The organism is Fodinibacter luteus (assembly GCF_039541575.1).
GTDB classification, from domain to species: Bacteria; Actinomycetota; Actinomycetes; order Actinomycetales; family Dermatophilaceae; genus Fodinibacter; species Fodinibacter luteus.
Window position 1 is genome coordinate 100,109 of the sequence record NZ_BAABGM010000008.1, and the last position, 18,327, is coordinate 118,435.

Annotated in this window: 17 protein-coding genes; 10 read left to right on the forward strand and 7 right to left on the reverse strand. The window is 73.6% G+C overall.

Translation table 11 applies throughout. The features are described 5' to 3' along the window. Nucleotides 1–29: 29 nt before the first annotated feature. The 10 genes from ABD899_RS06435 to ABD899_RS06480 all read left to right on the forward strand — a co-directional run bounded on the left by ABD899_RS06435 (nucleotide 30) and on the right by ABD899_RS06480 (nucleotide 9,332). Nucleotides 30–545: a Rieske (2Fe-2S) protein gene (locus ABD899_RS06435; protein ID WP_345203690.1), complete on the forward strand. Its 516-nt coding sequence runs from the start codon at nucleotides 30–32 to the stop codon at nucleotides 543–545. A gap of 59 nt (nucleotides 546–604) precedes the next feature. Further along, nucleotides 605–2,575: an excinuclease ABC subunit UvrC gene (gene uvrC / locus ABD899_RS06440; RefSeq protein WP_345203692.1), complete on the forward strand. Its 1,971-nt coding sequence runs from the start codon at nucleotides 605–607 to the stop codon at nucleotides 2,573–2,575. Beyond that, nucleotides 2,556–3,479, forward strand: a complete 924-nt coding sequence (rapZ, locus tag ABD899_RS06445) for an RNase adapter RapZ (protein ID WP_345203894.1) — start codon at nucleotides 2,556–2,558, stop codon at nucleotides 3,477–3,479. Before uvrC ends, rapZ begins: the two co-directional genes overlap by 20 nt. Continuing rightward, nucleotides 3,476–4,432 carry a gluconeogenesis factor YvcK family protein gene (locus tag ABD899_RS06450; RefSeq protein ID WP_345203695.1) on the forward strand — a complete coding sequence of 319 codons (957 nt, stop codon included), beginning with the start codon at nucleotides 3,476–3,478 and terminating at the stop codon, nucleotides 4,430–4,432. Before rapZ ends, ABD899_RS06450 begins: the two co-directional genes overlap by 4 nt. A 20-nt stretch (nucleotides 4,433–4,452) precedes the next feature. Next, complete coding sequence (gene whiA, locus ABD899_RS06455) at nucleotides 4,453–5,433, forward strand: DNA-binding protein WhiA (RefSeq protein WP_345203697.1); 981 nt, start codon at nucleotides 4,453–4,455, stop codon at nucleotides 5,431–5,433. A gap of 179 nt (nucleotides 5,434–5,612) precedes the next feature. Continuing rightward, a complete protein-coding gene (gap, locus tag ABD899_RS06460; protein ID WP_345203699.1) occupies nucleotides 5,613–6,617 on the forward strand; it encodes a type I glyceraldehyde-3-phosphate dehydrogenase in 1,005 nt (334 codons plus the stop codon). A gap of 19 nt (nucleotides 6,618–6,636) precedes the next feature. Then, a complete protein-coding gene (locus ABD899_RS06465) occupies nucleotides 6,637–7,842 on the forward strand; it encodes a phosphoglycerate kinase (RefSeq protein WP_345203701.1) in 1,206 nt (401 codons plus the stop codon). Nucleotides 7,843–7,846: 4 nt separating this feature from the next. Next, on the forward strand, nucleotides 7,847–8,644 hold the full coding sequence (gene tpiA / locus ABD899_RS06470; RefSeq protein ID WP_345203704.1) for a triose-phosphate isomerase: 798 nt from the start codon (nucleotides 7,847–7,849) through the stop codon (nucleotides 8,642–8,644). Between the two features lie 80 nt (nucleotides 8,645–8,724). Then, entirely contained in the window at nucleotides 8,725–8,967 is a 243-nt protein-coding gene (secG, locus tag ABD899_RS06475) for a preprotein translocase subunit SecG (RefSeq protein WP_345203706.1), read from the forward strand. A 14-nt stretch (nucleotides 8,968–8,981) separates the two neighbouring features. Further along, nucleotides 8,982–9,332, forward strand: coding sequence for an RNA polymerase-binding protein RbpA (locus tag ABD899_RS06480; protein ID WP_345203708.1), 351 nt, complete (start codon nucleotides 8,982–8,984; stop codon nucleotides 9,330–9,332). 66 nt (nucleotides 9,333–9,398) lie between these two features. Here the strand turns inward: ABD899_RS06480 and ABD899_RS06485 are convergent, their stop codons facing one another. From ABD899_RS06485 to tkt, 7 genes are read right to left on the reverse strand one after another with little or no spacing between them, the layout of a single operon-like run. After that, nucleotides 9,399–9,908 (reverse strand): DUF3806 domain-containing protein, encoded by a 510-nt coding sequence (locus ABD899_RS06485; protein ID WP_345203710.1) that lies wholly within the window; start codon nucleotides 9,906–9,908, stop codon nucleotides 9,399–9,401. 8 nt (nucleotides 9,909–9,916) lie between these two features. Next, nucleotides 9,917–10,645 carry a 6-phosphogluconolactonase gene (gene pgl / locus ABD899_RS06490; RefSeq protein ID WP_345203712.1) on the reverse strand — a complete coding sequence of 243 codons (729 nt, stop codon included), beginning with the start codon at nucleotides 10,643–10,645 and terminating at the stop codon, nucleotides 9,917–9,919. Then, nucleotides 10,642–11,778, reverse strand: coding sequence for a glucose-6-phosphate dehydrogenase assembly protein OpcA (gene opcA, locus ABD899_RS06495; RefSeq protein ID WP_345203714.1), 1,137 nt, complete (start codon nucleotides 11,776–11,778; stop codon nucleotides 10,642–10,644). Before opcA ends, pgl begins: the two co-directional genes overlap by 4 nt. Beyond that, complete coding sequence (gene zwf / locus ABD899_RS06500; RefSeq protein ID WP_345203719.1) at nucleotides 11,775–13,319, reverse strand: glucose-6-phosphate dehydrogenase; 1,545 nt, start codon at nucleotides 13,317–13,319, stop codon at nucleotides 11,775–11,777. The genes opcA and zwf overlap by 4 nt, the downstream gene beginning before the upstream one ends. Next, nucleotides 13,316–14,953, reverse strand: coding sequence for a glucose-6-phosphate isomerase (locus ABD899_RS06505; protein ID WP_345203721.1), 1,638 nt, complete (start codon nucleotides 14,951–14,953; stop codon nucleotides 13,316–13,318). The genes zwf and ABD899_RS06505 overlap by 4 nt, the downstream gene beginning before the upstream one ends. Continuing rightward, entirely contained in the window at nucleotides 14,950–16,062 is a 1,113-nt protein-coding gene (gene tal, locus ABD899_RS06510) for a transaldolase (protein ID WP_345203724.1), read from the reverse strand. Before tal ends, ABD899_RS06505 begins: the two co-directional genes overlap by 4 nt. After that, the gene (gene tkt, locus ABD899_RS06515) at nucleotides 16,059–18,281 is read right to left on the reverse strand and encodes a transketolase (protein ID WP_345203897.1); all 2,223 of its coding nucleotides are present in this window, start codon (nucleotides 18,279–18,281) and stop codon (nucleotides 16,059–16,061) included. Before tkt ends, tal begins: the two co-directional genes overlap by 4 nt. Between the last annotated feature and the right edge of the window lie 46 nt (nucleotides 18,282–18,327).

Genomic DNA, 18,327 nt, shown 5'->3' on the forward strand with positions numbered 1-18,327 from the left:
GGCGGGGCGCACGAGAGCTGAGGACCACGATGAGCACCGACCACGTCACCGACCCGACCGTCTCCCCCTCGCCCGCCTCCGCCGCCACGTCGGGGTGCGGCTGCGTCTCCCGGCGCGAGAGCCTGCTGGCCGCCGGCGTCGTCGTCGCCGGCACGGCCGGCCTGGGCGCATGCGGTGCCGGCGAGGCCGCCGTCGACGCGGCCGCGAGTGCCGCGGGGTCCGCCGCGTCCTCGGCGGCGTCGGCCGCCGCCTCCGCGGCCGGGGACGCGATCGCGACCGCGCAGATCCCCGTCGGGGGCGGCCGGGTCTTCGAGAACCTCAAGGTCGTCGTCACCCAGCCGACGGCAGGCGACTACAAGGCCTTCTCGGCCGTGTGCCCGCACCAGGGGTGCACGGTCGGCAGCGTCGCCGACGGTGTCATCTCCTGCCCCTGCCACGGCAGCCAGTTCGACATCGCGACGGGCGCGGTGACGCAGGGCCCGGCGACGCGCGGCCTCGAGGTCAAGGGCGTGTCCGTGGGCGCGGACGGCATCACCCTGTCCTGAGCATCGGTCGCCGGCCCGCCCGGGTCGGGCCGTCGTACCCCGGTCGTAGGGTTGGGCACGTGGCCGACCCGTCGACGTACCGTCCGCGACCCGGCGAGATCCCGACCGACCCCGGGGTCTACCGGTTCCGTGACCGGGACGGTCGGGTCATCTACGTCGGCAAGGCGAAGAACCTCCGGGCGCGGCTGTCCTCCTACTTCCAGGACGTCGCCGCGCTCCACCACCGCACGGCGACGATGGTGCGCACCGGCGCGAGCGTCGAGTGGACCGTCGTCTCGACCGAGGTCGAGGCGCTCCAGCTCGAGTACGCGTGGATCAAGGAGTTCGACCCGCGGTTCAACGTCAAGTACCGCGACGACAAGTCCTACCCCTACCTCGCGGTGACGATGGGCGAGGAGTTCCCCCGCGCCCAGGTGCTGCGCGGCGCCAAGCGCAAGGGCACCCGCTACTTCGGGCCGTACGCCCACGCGTGGGCGATCCGCGAGACCCTCGACCTGGCGCTGCGCGTCTTCCCCGTGCGCACCTGCTCCGCGGGGGTGTTCAAGCGGGCCGGCCAGGTCGGGCGGCCCTGCCTGCTCGGCTACATCGACAAGTGCAGCGCCCCGTGCGTCGGGCGCGTCGACGCGCAGCGGCACCGCGAGATCGCCCAGGACTTCTGCGACTTCATGGCGGGGGAGACCGGCCGGTTCGTCGGCAGGCTGACCCGGGAGATGAAGGAGGCCGCCGCGGCGCTCGACTTCGAGCGCGCGGCACGGCTGCGCGACGACATCGGGGCCCTCGAGCGGGTCCTCGAGAAGTCGGCCGTCGTCCTGCCCGACGCCACGGACGCCGACGTCTTCGCCCTCGCCGAGGACGAGCTCGAGGTGGCCGTCCAGCTCTTCCACGTGCGCGGCGGGCGCGTTCGCGGCCAGCGCGGGTGGGTTGCGGAGCGCGACGCCGAGGCCACGCCGGAGGTCGTCGAGCACCTGCTCCAGCGCGTGTACGGACCGGAGACCGGCGACGCCGTGCCCCGCGAGGTGCTCGTGCCGGTGCTGCCCGACGACGCCGAGGCCCTTGCCACCTGGCTCTCCGGCCTGCGCGGGAGCCGGGTCGACCTGCGCGTGCCGAGGCGCGGTGACAAGCGCACCCTCATGGAGACGGTCGCCCGCAACGCGACGCAGAGCCTGGCCCGGCACAAGGTGGCCCGCGCGGGCGACCTCACGACGCGCAGCCAGGCGCTCCAGCAGATCCAGGACGCGCTCGACCTCGACGAGGCGCCGCTGCGCATCGAGTGCTTCGACATCAGCCACGTCCAGGGCACCCAGGTCGTCGGCTCGATGGTCGTCTTCGAGGACGGCCTGCCCCGCAAGTCGGAGTACCGCCGCTTCATCGTGCGGGGCGACGAGACCGGTGCCACCGACGACACGGCGGCGATGCACGAGGTGCTGACGCGTCGCTTCCGCCGCGGGCAGCGGGAGGAGGCCGACGATCCCGGCGGCGAGGGCGGCACCCGGCCCGCGCGGTTCGCCTACCGGCCCAACCTCGTCGTCGTCGACGGCGGGCTGCCCCAGGTCAACGCCGCGGCCCGGGCCCTTGAGGAGAGCGGCGTCGTCGACGTCGCCGTCGTCGGCCTCGCGAAGCGACTCGAGGAGGTCTGGGTCCCCGGCGAGGAGCATCCCCTCGTCCTCGCCCGCACGAGCGAGGGCCTCTACCTGCTCCAGCGGCTGCGCGACGAGGCGCACCGCTTCGCCGTGACGTTCCACCGCCAGCGGCGCTCGAAGGCGATGACCGCGAGCCGGCTCGACGGCATCCCGGGCCTCGGTGAGAAGCGGCGCAAGGCGCTGCTCGCCCGGTTCGGGTCGGTCAAGCGGATCCGGGCGGCGTCGGTCGAGGAGCTCGCCGACGTGCCCGGCATCGGACCTGCGCTCGCCGCGGTCGTTGCGGCAGAGTTGGGCTCCACCGCGGACAGCACGCCCGCGGTCAACCTCGCGACCGGTGAGGTCGTCGACGAGGAAGGAGCGAGCCGTGTCGATGCACCCGGACCCGCCTGACGACGGGGGGACCGTCGACGGGGTCCCGGCCCCCGGCCCGAACGACTTCCTCATCGTGACCGGCATGAGCGGGGCGGGGCGGTCGACGGCCGCCAACGTCATCGAGGACCGCGGCTGGTACATCGTCGACAACCTGCCGCCCCAGCTGCTGTCCCCGATGGCCGAGCTCGCGGGGCGGGTACGGCGCAGCGGCGTGCCCGACCTGCGGATCGCCGCCGTCGTCGACGTGCGCGCCCGGGCCTTCCACTCCCAGCTGCAGGCCGGGCTCGCGGCCCTGCGCGACGCGGGCTGGCAGCCGCACCTCATCTTCCTCGACGCGACCGACGAGGCCCTCGTGCGCCGCTTCGAGAGCGTGCGCCGGCCGCACCCGCTCCAGGGCGAGGGCCGGCTCCTCGACGGCATCCAGGCCGAGCGAGAGATGCTGCGCGACCTGCGCGCCGAGTCACAGGTCGTCATCGACACCTCGGGCCTGAACGTCCACCAGCTCGGCCGCAAGCTCATCCCCGTCCTGGGGGTCGAGGGCGGGCCGAGCGTGCGGCTGGCCCTCATGTCCTTCGGCTTCAAGTACGGCGTCCCCCTGGACGCCGACTTCGTGTTCGACATGCGCTTCCTGCCCAACCCGTTCTGGGTCCCCGAGCTGCGGGCGCTCACGGGGGCCGACGCCCCCGTCGCGGACTGGGTCATGGGCCAGGAGGGTGCGGGCCAGTTCCTCGACCGCGTCGTCGACCTGCTCGAGCCGGTGACGTCCGGGTACCTGCGTGAGGGGCGGCGCTACGCGACGGTCGCCATCGGGTGCACGGGGGGCAAGCACCGGTCGGTCGCGATGACCCAGGCCGTCGCCGCCCGGCTCACGAGCGACGCGGTCGCCACCTTCGTCGTCCACCGCGACCTGGGGCGCGAGTGACGGGCCCGGTCGTCGCCGCGCTCGGCGGGGGCCACGGGCTCGCCGCCACCCTGACCGCCCTGCGGTACGTCACCGACGAGCTCACGGCGATCGTCACCGTCGCCGACGACGGCGGCTCGAGCGGCCGGCTGCGCGAGGAGTTCGGCGTCCTGCCACCCGGCGACCTGCGGATGGCCCTCGCCGCCCTGTGCAGCGAGAGCGAGTGGGGGCACACCTGGCGCGATGTCCTGCAGCACCGGTTCGCCGGGGACGGCCCCCTCGGCGGCCATGCCCTCGGCAACCTCCTCATCATCGCGCTGTGGGAGCTGCACGATGACCCCGTCGCCGGGCTCGACCTCGTCGCGCGGCTGCTGCAGGCGCAGGGGCGGGTCCTGCCGATGGCGGCCGTCCCCCTGACCATCGAGGCCGACGTCAGCGGCCTCGACCCCGCCGACCCGGATGCCGTGCGCGTCGTCCGGGGGCAGGCCACCGTCGCCGTCACCCCGGGCACGGTCGAGACGGTGCGCCTCGTGCCGGCCGACCCACCGGCCTACCCGGAGTCGGTGGCGGCGATCCGCAGCGCCGACTGGGTCGTCCTCGGCCCGGGGTCGTGGTTCACCTCCGTCATGACCCACCTCCTCGTCCCCGAGGTCCGCGAGGCGCTCGAGGTGACCCGGGCGCGCCGCCTCCTCGTGCTCAACCTCGACCCCGGCACGGGGGAGACGGCCGGGTTCAGCGCCGAGCGGCACCTCGAGACGTTCGCGGCTCTCGCGCCGCGGCTGCGGCTCGACGCCGTGCTCGCCGACCCCGCCGTCGTCGACGACGCGGAGCACCTCGCCGAGCACTGCACTCGCCTCGGCGCCAGCCTGTTCGTCGCCACGGTGGGTCGCCGCGACCGGCCCGGTGAGCACGATCCGCTGCGCTTCGCGGCGGCCCTGCGGGACATCGTGACGACCTCGCGACCGGCCCCGTGACCCGTGGCAGGATGACGGCCATGGCGATGACCGCGAAGGTGAAGGATGAGCTGAGCAGGCACGTCGTGACCAAACCGTGCTGCCGCAAGTCCGAGGTCGCCGCGACACTGAGGTTCGCCGGGGGGCTGCACATCATCGGGGGGCGCATCGTCGTCGAGGCGGAGCTCGACACGGCGAACGCCGCGCGTCGGCTGCGACGCGAGCTCACCGAGGTCTACGGCCACACCCCGGAGGTCCTCGTCCTCGCGGCCGGAGGGCTGCGCAAGGGCAGCCGCTACGTCGTGCGCGTCGTGCACGACGGGGAGTCGCTCGCGCGCCAGACGGGCCTCATCGACAGCCGGGGCCGCCCGGTGCGGGGGCTGCCGCCGAAGGTCGTCAGCGGGTCGGTGTGCGATGCCGAGGCGGCGTGGCGAGGCGCGTTCCTCGCGCACGGGTCGCTCACCGAGCCGGGACGGTCGTCCGCGCTCGAGGTGACCTGCCCCGGGCCCGAGGCCGCACTCGCCCTCGTCGGCGCGGCCCGGCGGCTCGGCATCTCGGCGAAGGCCCGCGAGGTCCGCGGGGTCGACCGGGTCGTCATCCGCGACGGTGACGCCATCGGCGCGATGCTGACCCGGCTCGGGGCGCACGACGCCGTCCTGGCCTGGGAGGAGCGCCGCATCCGGCGAGAGGTGCGTGCCACCGCCAACCGGCTCGCGAACTTCGACGACGCCAACCTGCGCCGGTCGGCCCGGGCGGCCGTCGCCGCGGGGGCCCGGGTCGAGCGGGCGCTCGAGATCCTCGGTGACGAGATCCCCGACCACCTGCGCGAGGCCGGCGAGCTGCGGCTCACCCACAAGGAGGCCTCCCTCGAGGAGCTCGGCCAGCTCGCCCAGCCGCCGATGACGAAGGACGCCGTCGCCGGCCGGATCCGGCGACTGCTCGCGATGGCCGACCGGCGGGCGGCCGACGACGGCATCCCGAACACCGAGGCGGGCCTGACCGCCGACATGCTCGACACCTGACGCCCGAGGGTTTGCCGGACACCCGATGAATCCAGACGCCGGGCGTCTCATGCGTAAACGGTTACTCGCCCGTACCCCGGACGCCTCGCAGCGGCCTCCGGGGTGGGTCTAGGGTGGGAGAGGAACCCCCTGTGCCGCTCATCGGCGGCACGCCCGATGAGTGGAAGGCAGCACATACCGTGACCGTTCGCGTAGGGATCAACGGCTTCGGCCGCATCGGCCGCAACTTCTTCCGGGCCGTCCAGGCGTCCGGTGCCGACATCGAGATCGTCGCCGCCAACGACCTGATGGACAACAAGAGCATCGCGCACCTGCTCAAGTACGACTCGGTGCTCGGCGTGCTCCCCGACGACGTCTCGTCCACCGAGGACTCGATCACCGTCGGCTCCCGGACCGTCAAGGTCTTCGCCGAGAAGGACCCGGCCGCCATCGCCTGGGGCGAGGTGGGTGCCGACATCGTCATCGAGTCCACCGGCTTCTTCACCGACGCGACGAAGGCCCGCGCCCACATCGACGGTGGCGCCAAGAAGGTCATCATCTCCGCACCGGGCAAGAACGAGGACGCGACGTTCGTCATGGGCGTCAACCACGAGGACTACGACCCGGCGAACCACCACGTCATCTCCAACGCCTCCTGCACGACGAACTGCCTGGCCCCCATGGCCAAGCCGCTGTCCGACGAGCTCGGCATCGTCAAGGGCCTGATGACGACCGTCCACGCCTACACCTCCGACCAGAACCTCCTCGACGGCCCGCACCGCGACATGCGCCGCGCCCGCGCCGCCGCCCTGTCGATCATCCCGACGAGCACCGGTGCCGCGAAGGCCATCGGCCTCGTCATGCCCGAGCTCAAGGGCAAGCTCGACGGCTACGCCCTGCGCGTGCCCACCCCGACCGGCTCCGCCACCGACCTCACCTTCGAGGCCGGCCGCGAGACGAGCGTCGAGGAGGTCAACGCGATCGTCAAGGCGGCTGCCGAAGGCCCGCTCAAGGGCTTCCTCAAGTACACCGAGGACCCGATCGTCTCTGCCGACATCGTCACCGACCCGAGCTCGTGCATCTTCGACTCGGGCCTGACGAAGGTCATCGGCACCCAGGTCAAGGTCGTCGGCTGGTACGACAACGAGTGGGGCTACTCCAACCGCCTCATCGACCTCGTCCTGCACGTCGGCAAGAGCCTCTGAGCGGACGGGACCGACCGACATGGGTGACATCGCCTCGCTGGGCGACCTGCGCGGCAAGCGCGTGCTCGTCCGATCCGACCTCAACGTGCCCCTCGACGGCACGACGATCACGGACGACGGCCGGATCCGGGCGTCGGTCCCGACCATCTCGCAGCTCGCCGAGGCGGGCGCACGCGTCATCGTGTGCGCCCACCTCGGCCGGCCCAAGGGCGCTCCCGAGGAGCGCTACTCACTCGCGCCCGTCGTCGACCGGCTCTCCGAGCTGCTCGGCCGCCCGGTCACCTTCGCCACGGACACCGTCGGCGAGAGCGCGCGGGCGGCCGTCGCCGCGATGGCCGACGGTGACGTCGTGCTGCTCGAGAACCTCCGGTTCAACCCCGGGGAGACGGCCAAGACCGACGAGGACCGCGCGGAGTTCGCCGACGCCCTCGCCGCTCTCGCCGACGCGTACGTGTCCGACGGGTTCGGCGTCGTGCACCGCAAGCAGGCGTCGGTCTACGACGTCGCGACGCGGCTCCCCTCGGCCATGGGCGGCCTCGTGCGCACCGAGGTCGAGGTGCTCCAGCGCCTCACCGTCGACCCCGAGCGCCCCTACGCCGTCGTCCTCGGCGGTGCGAAGGTCGCCGACAAGCTCGCCGTCATCGACAACCTCATGGGCACTGCCGACCGCCTGCTCATCGGGGGTGGCATGCTCTTCACCTTCCTCGCGGCCCAGGGCCACGAGATCGGCACGAGCCTGTTCGACGCCGACAGCCTCGACGCGTGCAAGGAGTACCTCGAGCGCGCCGAGCGCACCGGGGTCGAGATCATCCTCCCGGTCGACGTCGTGTGCGGTCGCGAGTTCTCCGCGGACACCGAGACGGTGACCGTCGCGGCGGACGCGATCCCGGCCGACATGATGGGCCTGGACATCGGCCCGCGCTCGGCCGAGCTCTACGCCGACCGGCTCGCCGACACCCGCACCGTCTTCTGGAACGGCCCGATGGGCGCCTTCGAGATGGAGCCCTTCGCCGCCGGCACCCGGCGGCTCGCCGAGGCGCTCGTCGAGGTCACGGCGCAGGGCGCGCTCACGGTGGTCGGTGGCGGCGACTCGGCCGCGGCCGTGCGCCAGCTCGGCTTCGCCGACGACCAGTTCGGCCACATCTCCACCGGTGGCGGTGCCTCCCTCGAGTACCTCGAGGGCAAGGAGCTGCCCGGCATCTCCATCCTGACGAAGGAGCACTGAACGCATGACCTCCGGCCGCACCCCCCTCCTGGCGGGCAACTGGAAGATGAACCTCGACCACCTCCAGGCCACCCACCTCGTCCAGAAGCTCGACTGGACGCTCAAGGACGGCAAGCACGACTTCGGGGCGGTCGAGGTGGCGGTGCTGCCGCCGTTCACCGACATCCGCAGCGTGCAGACCCTCATCGACGGTGACCGCCTCGAGCTCAAGCACGGAGCGCAGGACCTGTCCATGCACGACTCGGGGGCCTACACCGGCGAGGTGAGCGGCGCGTTCCTCGCCAAGCTCGGCTGCACCTACGTCACCGTCGGGCACAGCGAGCGTCGCGAGTACCACCACGAGGACGACGCCGTCGTCAACGCGAAGGTCAAGGCCGCCTTCCGGCACGGGCTCACCCCGATCTTCTGCTGCGGCGAGGGCCTCGAGGTCCGTCAGGCCGGCACCCACGTCGAGCACGTGCTCGCCCAGGTCGAGGCGGGCCTCGACGGGCTGCCCGTCGAGCAGGCCCGCACGGTCGTCATCGCCTACGAGCCCATCTGGGCCATCGGCACCGGCGAGGTCGCGACGCCCGAGGACGCGCAGGAGGTCTGCGCCGCCATCCGCACCAAGCTCGCCGAGCTCTACAGCGGCGACGTCGCGGACGGCATCCGGGTGCTCTACGGCGGGTCGGTGAACTCCGGCAACGTCGCGGCGATCATGGCCAAGGAGGACGTCGACGGCGCCCTCGTCGGCGGGGCGTCGATCGACCCGGCCGAGTTCGCGGCCATCTGCCGGTTCCGGGACCACCTCGCGACGTCGTGACCCGGGCCTGACGGGGACAACCGCGGGCAGCGGTTATCCTTGACCGGTTGTCCCCCCGACCCCGCACGAAGGATTCACACGTGGACGCGGTTCGCATCGGCCTCCAGGTCCTCCTGGTCCTCGGTGGCCTGTTCCTGACCCTGCTCATCCTGCTCCACAAGGGCAAGGGTGGCGGGATGTCCGACATGTTCGGCGGTGGGATGTCCAGCTCGCTCGGCGGCTCGTCCGTCGCGGAGCGCAACCTCGACCGGATCACGATCGCGGTCGCGCTCGTGTGGTTCACCTGCGTCGTCGGTCTCGGCGTCCTCGAGCGCTTCGCCTGACAGGGAGTCTTCACATGGCTGGTGGTAACGCGATCCGTGGGTCGCGCGTCGGGGCAGGCCCGATGGGAGAGGCCGAGCGCGGCGAGGTCGCCCCGCGCGTCCACGTCTCGTTCTGGTGCTCCAACGGGCACGAGACGCGCCCGAGCTTCTCCGAGGAGCCCGGGCTCGCGATCCCCGAGCAGTGGGACTGTCCACGCTGCGGCTTCCCCGCGGGACGCGAGCAGGACAACCCTCCGGCACCGCCCAAGGTGGAGCCGTACAAGACCCACCTCGCGTACGTCAAGGAGCGCCGCTCCGACGCCGACGGCGAGGCCATCCTCGACGAGGCGCTCGAGTCGCTGCGCGACCGCGGCCTCATCCAGTAGCGGCGGCCTCGTCCAGTCACCGCGGCATCCGGCCCAGAGCCGCGGCCGTGCACGACCGGAGACCGGTCAGCCGCGACCCGCGCGCGCCAGGTGGGCGGTGACGCCCTCGACCCACCCGCTCTCGCGGCCCATCCAGCGCACGGCGACGAGCATCCGCGTCACGACGGGGATGCCGCGCCGTGGCGGCTCGACCGCGAGGTCGGTGCCGAACGGGTCGGTGCTCACGACCCAGCGGTAGCCCGCGGTCGCGACGAGGTGGTCGCCGATCGCCGCGCCGATGACGGCGACGACGCCCGAGGCGTCCGCGGCCTCGTCGTGCGCCGCCAGCGCGCCCTCGTAGGCGGCCGCGATGCTCGCGAGGTCCTCCGGCCGGATGCCGTGCGCGGCGTACTCGGCGCGCGCGGCGTCGAGCACCGCCTCCTCCTCGGGGGACGGGCGCCGGACGCCGACCTCCTCGACCGGTTCGACGCCGTCGGGGGCCCCACCGTCGAAGGCGCCGCCGTCGGACGCGTCGTCGGGATCACCGGCCCCGGGGTCGTCGACGCCTCGGCCGCGGATCCTGTCGAGCAGTCCCATGCGCCCGATCATCCCCCGAGGTCGCCGGCCGCGTCCACGTCGAGGAGCCACAGGGTGCGTTCCTGACCGTGCACGTGCGCGGCCGGGGTGGTCTCGAAGGGCGCGCCGCGCACGCCCCGCCGCACGGCATCCGCCTTGTCCGCCCCGCTCACGAGGAACCAGACCTCCCGCGAGCGCTCGAGGCACTCGCGGGTCAGGGAGACCCGGGTGGGTGGGGGTTTCGGCGAGTCGTGGACGGCGATCGCGATCGCGTCGCGCGACGCGGCTGCTGGGTGGTGGGGGAAGAGCGAGGCGACGTGGCCGTCGGGCCCGACCCCGAGCACCATGACGTCGAAGGCGCCGCCGCCGTGGGCCCGCAGGGTCGCCTCGTACGCCCGGGCGCTCGCCTCGGCGCTGGCGCTCGCGTCGGGGCCGGGGACCCGGTGGACCGTGGCCGGGTCGAGCCCGAGGGCCGACAGCCCCGCTTCGTCGTTCTGGGTGTCGTTGCGGTCGGGGTCCCCCGCGGGCAGGTAGCGCTCGTCCCCCCACCAGACGTGGACGCGCGACCAGTCGACGGCGTCCCGGGCCGGGACGCGGGTGAGCGAGCTGACGAGCTGCGACCCCATGGACCCGCCGGTCATCGACACGTGCGCCTCGCCCCGGGCCGACTGCGCGTCGACGAGGGCGACGACGAGCCGGGCGGCGGCGGTGTCGGCGAGGCCCTGCCGGGTCGGGTGGACGACGACCGTCGTGGTCATCGGCGTTCCTCCTTCGCCTTCGCGAGCCGGCGTGCCGCGGCCTGGTGCACGCGGTCCGGTTCGTCGGCCTTCGGCGGCATGGGCTGCGCCTCGACCATCGCGCTGCTCCCGCTCGCCCGGGCCGCTCGACGCAGGCGCTTGACCGTGCGCTCGGCCTCGGCCACCGACGGGGCCTGACCCGCCCGCACGACCTCGCTGGCCGGCCTGCGGGACAGCCGCACCTTCTCCAGCCCGACGGTGAGCGCCTCGTGGTAGACCTCGTCGGGGTCGAGGCGGTGCAGCTCGTCGGCGAGGCACTCGGCGTCACCGCGGTGCGCGAGGGCGATGGTGCGGTCGGGCTGGCCGGGGTGCGACAGCGTCCCGGTGTTGCCGTCCTGGGGGCGGACGAGGTCGATCGTGCCGCTCGCCCGCTCGAGGCGCACCGAGATGACGCCGGAGCGGTTGCGCGAGCGGGCGAGGGTCACCGGGCAGCGCAGCCGTGACGCGAGCCAGCCGGCGAGCAGCTCGCCCGACGGGGAGTCCGCCGCCGCGACGACCGTCGCCGCCGTGACCGGCTCGAAGGGCGGCTGGTCGAGCGCGGCGGCGAGCACCGCCCGCCACAGCGTGATGCGGGACCAGGCGAGGTCGCCGTCGCCCGGGGCGTAGCACTCGGACAGCCGCCGGAGCACGGTGCGGGGAGCGCTCGACGAGCGCGCGGCGTCGGTGACCCGCCGCTGCGCCATGACGCCGATGGGGTCCTGCGCGGGGTTGCGCGGGCCGTTGCTCGGCCACCACGCGACGATGGGGGAGTCGGCGAGCAGCAGCGGGGTCACGACGGCGCGCCCGTGCCCGGCGAGCGGGCCGAACAGCCGCAGCACGACGACCTCGGAGGCGCCGGCGTCCCCCCCGACGCGGATCTGGCCGTCGAGGCGGGCGGCGCCGCGCCGGGTGCCCGTGACGACGACGATGATCCGGCACGGGTGCTGCCGGCTCGCGTCGTTGGCCGTGGCGATGGCCGACTCGGCCTCGGACTCGTCGACGACGACGATGAGGGTGAGGACGCGCGAGAGCGCCATCGAGCCGGTGTCGGCCCGCAGCCGGACGAGCCGCCGTGAGATGTCGCCCGTCGTCGTGCTCGGCAGGTCGACGATCACGGCAGCCTCCACTCGCGTCCGTCGCGCCGCATCATCGCGTCGGCGCCCGCGGGGCCCCAGCCCCCGGCCAGGTACTGCTCGGGTGCCCGGCCCTTCCTCGCCCAGAACTGCTCGATGGGGTCGAGGATCTGCCAGGACAGCTCGACCTCCTCGTGGCGGGGGAAGAGCGGCGGCTCGCCGAGGAGGACGTCGAGGATGAGGCGCTCGTAGGCCTCGGGGGAGGACGCGGTGAAGGCGCGACCGTACCCGAAGTCCATCGAGACGTCGCGGACCTCCATCTGCGCGCCCGGCACCTTGGCGCCGAACCGCAGCGTCACGCCCTCGTCGGGCTGGACCCGGATGACGACCGCGTTCTGGCCGAGCTCCTCGGTGGCCGTGGACTTGAACGGCAGGTGCGGCGCGGTCTTGAAGACGACGGCGATCTCGGTGACCCGCTTGCCGAGCCGCTTGCCGGTGCGCAGGTAGAACGGCACCCCGGCCCAGCGCCGCGTGTCGACGTCGAGGCGGACCGCGGCGTACGTCTCGGTGCGCGACCCGGCGGCGACCCCCTGCTCCTCGAGGTACCCCACGACCTCCTCACCGCCCTGCCAGCCCCTCGCGTACTGCCCGCGGGCCGTGCCCTCGGCGAGGTCGTCGGGCAGGCGCACCGCCGACAGCACCTTCTCCTTCTCCAGGCGCAGCCCCTGCGCGTCGAAGGAGACCGGCTCCTCCATCGCGGTGAGGGCCAGGAGCTGGAGGAGGTGGTTCTGGATGACGTCGCGCGCCGCGCCGATGCCGTCGTAGTAGCCCGCGCGGCCGCCGATGCCGATGTCCTCGGCCATCGTGATCTGCACGTGGTCGACGTAGTTGGCGTTCCAGACCGGCTCGAACATCTGGTTCGCGAAGCGCAGCGCGAGCAGGTTCTGGACGGTCTCCTTGCCGAGGTAGTGGTCGATCCGGAACACCGAGTCGGCCGGGAAGACCTTCTCGACGATGGTGTTGAGCTCGCGCGCCGAGGCCAGGTCGTGACCGAACGGCTTCTCGATGACGACCCGCCGCCACGATCCCTGGTGGGGGGTCGAGAGGCCGGAGCGTTCGAGCTGCTCGCACACGGTGGCGAACGACGACGGCGGGATGGACAGGTAGAACGCGTGGTTGCCGCCCGTGCCGCGCTGCTCGTCGAGCGCGCGGACCGTCTCGGCGAGCAGGTCGAACGCCGCGTCGTCGTCGAAGCTGCCGGGCACGAAGCGCACACCCTCGGACAGCGAGCGCCAGACCTCCTCGCGGAACGGCGTGCGGGCCCGCTCGCGCACCGACTCGTAGACGATCTTCCCGAAGTCCTGGTCGGCCCAGTCGCGGCGTGCGAACCCGACGAGCGAGAAGCCGGGCGGGAGCAGGCCCCGGTTCGCGAGGTCGTAGATCGCCGGCACGAGCTTCTTGCGGGCGAGGTCGCCGGTGACCCCGAAGAGCACCATCGAGCAGGGGCCGGCGATCCGCGGCAGGCGCTTGTCGCGGGGGTCGCGCAGCGGGTTCGAGGTGGCGGTGACGCGGGCGGGGCTCACGGGCGGCCCCGGCCGAGCGCGGCACGCACCTGCTCGAGCCCCGCGTCGTGCGACGTCAGGTGCAGGCGCAGCACCGGGCGGCCGTGGTCGGCGAGGACCGCGGCGTCGCCACCTGCCTGCGCCGCGATGAACTCGCCGAAGGTGAAGTCGCGCCCCGGCACGGGGAGGTCCTGCGCCGGCGCGGTCGTCACCTGCACGTACACACCCGTCGCGGGACCGCCCTTGTGGTACTGCCCGGTCGAGTGGAGGAAGCGGGGCCCCCAGCCGAACGTCGCCGGGCGCCCGGTGCGGTCGAACAGGTCCCGGGCGACGTGCTCGAGGTCGGCGTCCGACTCGCGGTCGAGGTAGGCCATGACGGCGACGTAGCCCCGCTCGCGGTCGAGCTGCCCGAGCAGCGCGTCGACCGCCGCGTCGACGGTCGTCGCGTCGCCGAGCCAGTCGCCCCCGAGCGCCGTCACGGCGACGGCGCCGTCGGTGAACGCCGGCTCCTCGCCCGCGCCGATGCCGGCCTCGAGCAGCTCGCGGGCCGCGGCCTTGGCGCTCTCGACGTCGGGCTGGTCGAAGGGGCTGATGCCGAGCAGCCGGCCGGCGACCGCCGTCGCGGCCTCCCAGAGCAGCAGCTGGGCGCCGAGCGGGCCTGCGACGGTCACGAGGGAGGATGCCGTCGCGGGAGTCGCGTGGTCGGCGTCGGCGTCGGCGTCGTGGTCGGACGCGACGAGGCGCACGACCGTGCCGTCGTCGTAGAGGCGCGCGGGCTCGGCGCCGACGGCGACGACGGGCAGGATGCCGGTGCCGTCCTTGCCCGTGGACTCGGCGATGAGCTGCTCGGCCCAGGCGCCGAATCCGACGTTCTCGGTGCCGGCGTCGACGAGGACGAGCTTGTCGCGCAGGGGCTCGGTGCCCGCCATCGCGGCGCCGAGGCGCAGCGCAGGGTTGGCGTCGTCGTCTTCCGCGAGCACGTCGGCCACCGCCTCGGCGTCGTCGAGGAGCGCCTCGATGTCGGCGCCGGCGAGCCCGCTCGGGACGAGCCCGAAGGCCGTGAGCGCGGAGTAGCGCCCACCGACGTCGGGGTCGGCGTTGACGACGCGGAAGCCCCCGGCCCGTGCGGCGGCGTCGAGCGGGCTGCCGGGGTCGGTGACGACGACCATCCGCGCCGCCGGGTCGAGGCCGGCATCCCGGAAGGCCTGCTCGAAGGCCCGGCGCTGGCTGTCGGTCTCGACCGTGGAGCCCGACTTGCTCGACACGACGACGACGGTGCGGTCGAGGTCGGTCAGGGCCGCCCGGACGACGTCGGGGTCGGACGAGTCGAGCACGACGATCGGGACACCGGCCGTCGCGCAGATGACCTCGGGGGCCAGGGACGAGCCGCCCATGCCGCACAGGACGACGCGGTCGTAGCCGGTGGCGGCGAGCTCGTCGCGCAGCGCCGCGACCTCGCCGACGAGGTGCCGCGAGGTGCGGTGCAGGCCGGTCCACGACAGCCGCTTGGCCGACTCCTCCTCGGCGGCCCGTCCCCACAGGGTGTGGTCGCGGGCGAAGAGCCGGCTCGCGACCCGGTCGGCCACGAGGGTCGGCACGTGCCGGGCGACCGCCTCGGCGGCGGCCCCGGTCGCGGTGACGTCGAGGGCGCTCATGCCGAGGCCTTCTCGAGCTCGCGGGTGATCCCGGCGAGCAGCTCGCGCCACGAGGACTCGAACTTGTCGACGCCCTCCCGCTCGAGCTGGGCCGTGACCTCCGAGTACGAGATGCCGAGTCGCTCGAGGCTGTCGAGCACCTCGGCGGCCTCGGCGTAGTAGGGCGTGACCGTGTCGCCGACGACCTCACCGTGGTCGGCCGTCGCCTCGAGCGTCTTCTCGGGCATCGTGTTGACGGTGCCGGGCGCGACGAGCTCGGTGACGTAGAGGGTGTCGGGGTACGCGGGGTCCTTGACCCCCGTCGACGCCCACAGCGGACGCTGGGCGTTGGCCCCGGCATCCGCGAGCGAGCCCCACCGTGGGGTCGAGAAGACCTCCTCGAACGCCTGGTAGGCGAGCCGGGCGTTGGCGACCCCGGCCTTGCCGCGCAGGGCCGCGGCCTCCTCGGTGCCGAGGGCGTCGAGCCGGCCGTCGACCTCGGTGTCGACGCGCGAGACGAAGAAGGACGCGACGGAGTGGATCGTCGACAGGTCGCGACCGTGCTCACGGGCCTGCTCGAGGCCGGTGAGGAAGGCGTTCATGACCGCCCGGTAGCGGTCGAGGGCGAAGATGAGGGTCACGTTGACCGAGACCCCGGACGCGAGCACCTGGCTGATCGCCGGCAGGCCCTCGACCGTCGCCGGGATCTTGATGAGCACGTTCGGGCGGTCGACCGCCGCCGCGAGGGCCGTGGCCTCCTCGACGGTGCGTGCGGTGTCGTGGGCCAGGCGCGGGTCGACCTCGATCGACACCCGGCCGTCGCGGCCCCCGGTGGCCTCGTGGACCGGTCGGAAGACGTCGCACGCGTCACGGACGTCCTGGGTCGTGAGGGCGAAGACGGCCTCGTCGACGGTGCGGCCGGCCCCGGCGAGCTCACGGACCTGGGCGTCGTAGGCGTGGCCCTCGGCGAGCGCCGCCTGGAAGATCGACGGGTTCGTCGTGACGCCGACGATCCCGCGCTCGTCGATGAGCCGCTGGAGGTTGCCCGAGGTCAGGCGCTCGCGCGACAGGTCGTCGAGCCAGACGGAGACGCCGTGGGCGGCGAGGTCCTGCAGGGCGGTGCTCGTCATCGTCGGGCTGCCTTCCCGGCCGAGGCCGCGCTCTTGCGGCTCGGGGCCTTCTTCGTGGGGACGTCGGTACCGGTGTCCTTGCGCGAGCGCGGTGCGGTGTCGTTCACGGCGGGCACGAGGCCGGCCCGGCGGGCGGCCGCGAGGGAGTCCTTCGCGGCCCTGACGACCTTCTCGGGGGTGAACCCGAACTCCCGGAAGATGGTCTGCGCGTCGGCCGAGGCCCCGAAGTGCTCGATGCTGACGCACCGTCCCGCGTCGCCGACGAGGTCGTGCCAGCCCATCGCGACACCGGCCTCGACGCTGACCCGGGCCCGCACGGCCGGGGGCAGCACCTTGTTCTGGTAGGCCCGGGGCTGCTCCTCGAACCACTCCCGGCACGGCATCGAGACCACGCGGGTCGCGACCCCGGATGCCTCGAGGCGCCGGCGCGCCTCGAGGGCGAGCGAGACCTCCGAACCGGTCGCGATGATGATGACGTCGGGGGCGCCCGACGACGCGTCGACGAGGACGTAGGCGCCCTTGGCGACGCCCGCCACGGAGGCGTGCTCGGTGCGGTCGACGACGGGCAGGTTCTGGCGGGAGAGCGCGATGCCGGCGGTGCGGCCGCGCCGCAGGACCTCGGCCCAGGCGGCCGCCGTCTCGTTGGCGTCGGCGGGGCGCACGACGTCGAGGCCCGGCATCGCCCGCAGCGACGCGAGGTGCTCGATCGGCTGGTGCGTCGGGCCGTCCTCGCCGAGGCCGACCGAGTCGTGCGTCCACACGAACGTCACCGGCAGCTGCTGGATCGCCGCGAGCCGCACGGCGGGGCGCATGTAGTCGGAGAAGACGAGGAACGTGCCGCCGTACGGCCGGGTGAGCCCCTCGAGGGCGATGCCGTTGAGGATCATGCCCATGGCGTTCTCGCGGATGCCGAAGTGCAGGGTGCGGCCGTACGGCCCGCCCTTCCACTCGCGCGTCTGCTTGCCCTTGGGGATGAACGACGCCTCGCCCGCCATCGTCGTGTTGTTGGACTCGGCGAGGTCGGCCGACCCGCCCCACAGCTCGGGCAGGCCGGCGGCGAGCGCGCCGAGCACCTTGCCGGATGCCGCGCGCGTCGCCAGACCCTTGGGGTCGGGGTCGAACACCGGCAGGGCCCGGTCGAACCCGTCGGGCAGGCGGCCGTCGACGAGCCGGTCGAGCAGGGCCGCGCGCTCGGGCTCGGACCGGCGCCACGCGGCATACGTCCTGTCCCAGGCCTTGTGGGCGGCCTTGCCGCGGGCGCGCACCTCACGGGCCCGGGCCAGGACGTCGCGCTCGACCTGGAAGGACTTCGCCGGGTCGAAGCCGAGGAGCTCCTTGGTCGCCGCGACCTCGGCCGCCCCGAGGGCCGACCCGTGCGACTTGCCCGTCCCCCTGGCGTTCGGTGCCGGCCACGCGATGACGGTGTGCAGCCGCACGAGGGTCGGCCGGGTGCGTGACCGCCTGCTCCGCTGGAGCGCGCCGAGGAGGGCATCGACGTCCTCGGTGTAGTCGGCGGTGCCGGCCGGGTCGTCCGAGCGACGCCAGTCGACGTCGACGACCTCCCAGCCGTAGGCCTCGTAGCGCTTCGCGACGTCCTCGCTGAACGAGATGTCGGTGTCGTCCTCGATCGAGATCTGGTTCGCGTCGTAGACGACGGTGAGGTTGCCGAGCTCCTGGTGGCCGGCGAGCGAGGACGCCTCGGAGGCGACGCCCTCCATGATGTCGCCGTCGGAGGCGAGGACCCACACGTGGTGGTCGAACGGGCTGGTCCCGGGAGCGGCGTCGGGGTCCAGCAGCCCCCGCTGGCGACGCTGAGCCATCGCCATGCCGACCGCCGAGGCCAGGCCCGAGCCGAGCGGCCCGGTCGTGATCTCGACGCCGGCGGTGTGGTGGACCTCGGGGTGGCCGGGGGTGAGCGACCCCCACGTGCGCAGGGCCTTGAGGTCCTTGAGCCCCAGGCCGTAGCCGCTGAGGTAGAGCTGCACGTACTGGGTGAGGGAGGAGTGCCCGCACGACAGGACGAAGCGGTCCCGACCGAGCCACGCGGGGTCGGACGGGTCGTGCCGCATGACGTTCTGGTACAGCAGGTACGCGACGGGCGCGAGGCTCATCGCGGTGCCGGGGTGGCCGTTGCCGGTGTTCTGCACGGCGTCGGCCGCGAGGAGGCGCGCGGTGTCGACGGCACGCAGGTCGTGCTCGGTCCACCTCGCCCGCCTCATGACCGGGCGGGTGATCTCCCGGCTGCGGCCGGCGGTCGGTTTCGTG

Excerpts from the sequence above, each read along its gene's own strand:
- whiA (WP_345203697.1), top strand. The coding sequence starts at position 4,453 with ATGGCGATGACCGCGAAGGTGAAGGATGAGCTGAGCAGGCACGTCGTG.
- tal (WP_345203724.1), bottom strand. The coding sequence starts at position 16,062 with ATGACGAGCACCGCCCTGCAGGACCTCGCCGCCCACGGCGTCTCCGTC.
- ABD899_RS06465 (WP_345203701.1), top strand. The coding sequence starts at position 6,637 with ATGGGTGACATCGCCTCGCTGGGCGACCTGCGCGGCAAGCGCGTGCTC.
- tkt (WP_345203897.1), bottom strand. The coding sequence starts at position 18,281 with ATGAGGCGGGCGAGGTGGACCGAGCACGACCTGCGTGCCGTCGACACC.
- ABD899_RS06435 (WP_345203690.1), top strand. The coding sequence starts at position 30 with ATGAGCACCGACCACGTCACCGACCCGACCGTCTCCCCCTCGCCCGCC.
- pgl (WP_345203712.1), bottom strand. The coding sequence starts at position 10,645 with ATGACCACGACGGTCGTCGTCCACCCGACCCGGCAGGGCCTCGCCGAC.
- tpiA (WP_345203704.1), top strand. The coding sequence starts at position 7,847 with ATGACCTCCGGCCGCACCCCCCTCCTGGCGGGCAACTGGAAGATGAAC.
- ABD899_RS06505 (WP_345203721.1), bottom strand. The coding sequence starts at position 14,953 with ATGAGCGCCCTCGACGTCACCGCGACCGGGGCCGCCGCCGAGGCGGTC.
- ABD899_RS06480 (WP_345203708.1), top strand. The coding sequence starts at position 8,982 with ATGGCTGGTGGTAACGCGATCCGTGGGTCGCGCGTCGGGGCAGGCCCG.
- rapZ (WP_345203894.1), top strand. The coding sequence starts at position 2,556 with ATGCACCCGGACCCGCCTGACGACGGGGGGACCGTCGACGGGGTCCCG.
- ABD899_RS06485 (WP_345203710.1), bottom strand. The coding sequence starts at position 9,908 with ATGGGACTGCTCGACAGGATCCGCGGCCGAGGCGTCGACGACCCCGGG.